This is a genomic window from Mycetocola sp. (genome assembly GCF_025464835.1).
GTDB lineage: Bacteria > Actinomycetota > Actinomycetes > Actinomycetales > Microbacteriaceae > Mycetocola_A.
Window position 1 is genome coordinate 1 of sequence record NZ_JAODMP010000099.1, and the last position, 4,937, is coordinate 4,937.

General features: G+C 65.9%; 5 protein-coding genes and 1 pseudogene. 3 read left to right on the forward strand and 3 right to left on the reverse strand.

The features are described from left to right. On the reverse strand, window positions 1-785 hold a 785-nt coding region (locus JWP90_RS12530; protein WP_297364768.1), incomplete at its 3' end, for an MBL fold metallo-hydrolase. A gap of 192 nt (window positions 786-977) precedes the next feature. Here JWP90_RS12530 and JWP90_RS12535 point away from each other — a divergent pair. From JWP90_RS12535 to JWP90_RS12545, 3 genes are all read left to right on the forward strand, one after another. Continuing rightward, window positions 978-2,165, forward strand: a complete 1,188-nt coding sequence (locus tag JWP90_RS12535; RefSeq protein WP_297364771.1) for a TerC family protein — start codon at window positions 978-980, stop codon at window positions 2,163-2,165. 467 nt (window positions 2,166-2,632) lie between these two features. Continuing rightward, complete coding sequence (locus JWP90_RS12540) at window positions 2,633-2,878, forward strand: hypothetical protein (RefSeq protein WP_297364774.1); 246 nt, start codon at window positions 2,633-2,635, stop codon at window positions 2,876-2,878. A gap of 38 nt (window positions 2,879-2,916) precedes the next feature. Beyond that, on the forward strand, window positions 2,917-3,915 hold the full coding sequence (locus JWP90_RS12545; protein ID WP_297364776.1) for an NAD(P)-dependent oxidoreductase: 999 nt from the start codon (window positions 2,917-2,919) through the stop codon (window positions 3,913-3,915). A 79-nt stretch (window positions 3,916-3,994) separates the two neighbouring features. On the opposite strand, the gene JWP90_RS12550 is transcribed toward JWP90_RS12545, so the two are convergent. Further along, window positions 3,995-4,654: a histidine phosphatase family protein gene (locus tag JWP90_RS12550; RefSeq protein ID WP_297364779.1), complete on the reverse strand. Its 660-nt coding sequence runs from the start codon at window positions 4,652-4,654 to the stop codon at window positions 3,995-3,997. A 67-nt stretch (window positions 4,655-4,721) separates the two neighbouring features. Continuing rightward, a pseudogene (locus JWP90_RS12555) lies at window positions 4,722-4,937 on the reverse strand (Na+/H+ antiporter); the annotation flags it as partial.

Here is a 4,937-nt window from a genome sequence, read left to right on the forward strand (position 1 = left end):
GCGGCCTGCACGGCGGCGCGAATTCCGGCCAGCCATGGCTCACCGTGCCCTGGCAGCACGATCATGGCACCGGTCTCGGCGAGCGGAACGAGCGACTCCATCGCCTGTTCCGAGTTCGCCGTCGCAGCACCCGCGATGATCTGTGCACCCCTCGATCCCTTGTACGGGTCGAGCGTGACCAGGGCGTCGCCCGTCAACAGTGCGTCGCGGTCGGGGAAGTGCAACGCACAGTGCCCAAGCGTATGGCCAGGAGTGAAGACGACGGTCGGGGTACCCGGAACGTCGAGAACACCCGATGAGGGCAGCTCCCTCACGTCGCTCACGCCCTTCACCGCCAATGCGCCAGCGGCCGTCATGGCTGCGAGTACGCGCGTCGATTTCGGGTACTTCAGCGGGTAGAGGAACGGCGTGCGCTCCCGTCGGTAGCGGTACGGGTGTGCGGCCAGCTCCCGATCGGCGGCGTGAACCCACACCGGCACCTGAAGCTCCTTCACTGCCCGCGCGGCGAATCCGACGTGGTCGAAGTGAGCGTGCGTGAGAACGAGGGCAGAGACATCCGCCAACGACCGACCGATCTCCGACAGCGCCGACAGCAGGTGCGGCCAGGTCGACGGGAACGCCGCGTCCACGAGAGTGATCGCCCCCGCTTCTTCCACCAGGTAACAGTTGACGTAGGCATGCTCGAGGCGGTGGATGCCGGGAGCAACGTCGCGTGTGAGTGTCGCCCCACCGCTGGACTTCCGCGTCGCTCGGCGGCCGGACTTCTTGCGGGTCGATGTGGTCATTCTCGCGCCCTTCCTTTCTCGTCAAGCGTTCACAGTAAGCATGGGGCAATTCCGGCGACAAGGGGCTTGCCGAGCGGAGCAGGTTCGCCCACAGTTGCGTGAAGCAGCAGTGCCGTAGCCTGGCTGACGCACCGCTGGGCGGCCGGTGGCGGAGTGAGCCGGCTCGAGCGGCAGATCGATCGAGAGGGAACCATGGACGTATCGCCACTGGTCTGGACATTGACCATCGTTTTCATCCTGGGCCTGCTGGCTTTCGACTTCTTCTTCCACGTCCGCAAGGCGCACGTCCCGTCCCTCAAGGAAGCGGCGATCTGGTCGTCGATCTATGTCGGTCTCGCGATCGTCTTCGGCTTCGGCATCCTCTTCTTCGGCGGGCCAGGGCCCGGCTCGGAGTACTTCGCCGGGTACATCACAGAGAAGGCCCTCTCGGTCGACAACCTGTTCGTGTTCCTGATCATCATGGCGAGCTTCCGGGTTCCTCGCGAAGATCAGCAGAAGGTGCTCCTGTTCGGTATCGTCTTCGCACTCATCGCCCGAACCGGGTTCATCTTCCTCGGCGCAGCGCTGATCAACTCTTTCGCCTGGATCTTCTATTTCTTCGGCCTGATCCTCCTGCTCACCGCCGGCAACATGCTCAAGCCGAAGAAGGACGAAGGTGATGAAGCCGACAACTTCATCATCCGGCTCGCAACGAAGTTCCTTCCGACCTCCGAGCACTACGACGGCGACAAGCTGTTCACGACGGAGAACGGCAAGCGGGTACTCACCCCGATGCTCCTCGTGATGGTGGCGATCGGCGGAACCGACATCCTCTTCGCGCTCGACTCGATCCCCGCGATCTTCGGCCTCACGACGGATGTCTTCATCGTCTTCACGGCGACCGCATTCTCCCTGCTTGGTCTGCGCCAGCTCTACTTCCTCATCGACGGGCTCCTCGACCGCCTCGTCTACCTCTCCTACGGACTTGCGGCGATCCTCGGCTTCATCGGCGTCAAGCTCGTCCTGCACGCGCTGCACGAGAACAACGTTCCATTCATCAACAATGGCAATCCTGTACCCGTCGTCGAGATCAGCACGGGTCTGTCGCTCAGCGTCATCCTGGGCGTGCTCATCGTCACGGTCATCGCCTCGGTGATCAGCCCCAAGGGGAAGGCCCACGCGGCGATCTCCGGCGCACGCCGCCACGCGACGGCCTACCTCGACCTCGAATACACCGCCGACCAGGCTGAGCGCAACCGCGTCTTTGCGATGCTCGTCGAGGAAGAGGACGCGATCCGCAAGCTGCAGCCGAAATACCGGCAGTGGGTCCGGAACGAGGCCCAGCTCATGGCTTTGCTGAGGCGCGCGCACGAAGAGCACGACGCCTCGCTCACCCGGTAGCACGGTGCGTGCATTCCCCCTGTTGCGCTGAAGCGTGCGGGCGGAGAGTGTCCGCATGCGCAGCCACAGTGCGGGCCCGCCCGCTGAGCCGCTTCACCCTCTCCCGCCCGTCCGCGCGCAACTTCTCGCTACCGAACACTTGGGGGTCTCCTCGCCGCGCGCGGGACGGCCCAAGGTGAGGTTCTCGCCCGCATCGGCGTTCTCCTCACCCTTGTCTCCGCTGGACTGGTCCGCCTTGCTCTCATCGGGCAGGTGACGGACGTCTCGGATGCCTTCATCGCGCTCGCCATCGGAGTGCTGGCCCTCATCGACGTGGTCGGCCTGCTCACCCAGCCCCGCGTGACGAACATCGGCATCCAGGACCTGATGTACGTGGTGGCTATCAATCCGCTTCGCGCTGCGTCTACCGAACTCGACCCCGGCATCCGGCGGTTCTCCTGGCGTCGGCGCACCACGACTTCCCGGGCGTGCAGAAGACGTCCTACTTCTTCACTCCGAAGCGCGGACTCAGCCAGCTCATCATTATCAGCTCGGCGTTGCTCGGGCTGCTGGCGGCGGCCACCACGAACGTTTTCAGCGCGCCGGTTCCGCTTGCCGTCGCCGAGGGTCTGGGAATCGGATCTCTCTTCTTCGCGTTGAGCGTCCGGCGCGGTTACCGGCAGTACTCCGCAAGAATCGCCGCCCTCCAGCCCGAGTGTCCATCACTCACCTGACGTAAACTCGCATCGAACCGTCAGGGAGAGGGTGCCGAATGTCTCGCATCGTCGTCATTGGAGCGACCGGCCATGTCGGCAGCTACCTTGTCCCTCGGCTCGTGCGAGCAGGGCACACCGTGGCTGCCGTGAGCCGCGGCATCCGCACGCCATATCGAGAGGATGCCGCGTGGCGCCACGTCGAGCGGATCGAACTCGACAGGGAAGCGGGCGACGCGAACGGGTCGTTCGCGGGTGAAATTGCGGATCTGGCTCCAGACGTCGTCGTGGACATGATGTGCTTCACGCGGGAATCAGCCGGTCAGCTCGTAGACGCCCTCCGGGGCCGGGTGGATCTTCTGGTCAGCTGCGGCACGATCTGGGTTCACGGTCCGGCCGTCGCGGTGCCCAGCAGGGAGTCCGATGAGCGGCGGCCGATCGGCGACTATGGTGTCGGCAAAGCGGCGATCGAAGCGCTGCTTCTCGCCGAGTCCAACAGGGACGGGGGGCTCCCGTGCGCAGTCCTGCACCCGGGGCACATCACCGGCCCCGGCTGGCCCATGGTCAACGCGGCAGGCAATTTCGACCTTGGCGTGTGGGAGCGGCTGGCGGCGGGCTCCGAACTGACGCTTCCCAACCTCGGCCTTGAGACGGTGCATCATGTCCACGCCGATGACGTCGCCCAGTGCTTCGAGCGGGCGATCGCCCGACAGGCGATCAGCGCAGGCAAGAGTTATCATGTCGTCTCGGAGCGCGCGATGACACTCCGGGGGATCGCTGAGACGGTGGCGGGCTGGTTCGGGCAGGAGGCGAAACTCAGATACCGGCCCCTGGAGGAATTCCTGGCCGAGCTCTCCCCTGAACACGCGGCGGCGTCTTCTGACCACATCACACGCAGCCCGTCGATGAGCATCGCAGCCGCGGAATCTGATCTTGGGTATGCGCCGCGGTTCACCTCGTCCCAGGCAATCGCCGACGGGCTCAGGTGGCTCATCGCCGCGGGCCGGATCGACACCGGCGGTAGGGCGCTTTCAGCGCGCACAACTCCGCCGATGTGAGCCGCCGTGCACCCGCGCGCCGCGGAACTTGGCGGCATCCGGTTCTGCGTTCCCCACCGAGGCGGGGTTATGCGCGGGCTCAGCTCAGCGCTTCACCCGTCGGGTCGTCCGCTGATGCGTCCTGGAGCTGGCTGCCCCCGATCGGAGCCCCGTCCCATTCCTCGACGACCCACCCATCCGTCATGCTGCCGTTCGCGATCACGATTCCCGTGTTCGCCAGCTCGTGGGCGGCGGCGTAGCGGACGTTGACGTCGGTCGTGCGGGATGCGACCCAGGTGCGGATCGCGGCGCCGTGGCTGACGACCGCGACGGTGCCGTCGTGTTCGCGCCCGATCGACTCGATAGCGGCATCGAAACGGCCGAAGAAGTCGTGCCCGTCCGGGCCCCCCGGCATCTCCACATCGAGCTCACCCGCGGCCCAGGAGAAGACCACCTCCATGTAGCGCATCTGGTCGGCGTAGCTACTCAAGCCCTCAAGGTCGCCCGCCTCGATCTCGTGTAGCCCCCCGGCGATCCGCCGCTCCAGGCCGCGTTCGGTGGCCAGCGGCAAGGCGGTGAGCTGGGTGCGCAGCAGGGTGGAAACGAAGATACCGTCAACGGCCTCGTCGCGGAGGGCGCCCGGTATCGCCTCCGCCTGGCGCTGACCGAGTTCGGTCAGCCCAGGACCCGGGTGTGCCGTGTCCAGGCGGCCGAGAACGTTGGCGGGAGTCTGGCCATGACGAATGAGTAGAAGTCGCATAGATCTTCAGCCTACGCATATGGCTGAGCCGAGTGGGCTTGCCGAGGCATCCGATGAGCCAACCGTCTCAGGTCAGTTCCGCTCCCGGCTTCTTCGGCGCACTCGCCTGGAGAGCGGTCTCCTCGGCGTCGATCGAAGCAAGCGCCGCCCGCACCGCGTGCTCCTGGTATCTCCGCTCCGCCTGGGCGGTGAGCACGGTATCCCGCTCGGCGGCCAGCATGAGGCGACGTAGCCGCCGGTAGGTCGCAGGCAACGGTTCTTCCCCGACGGACGGCCGCTCGAG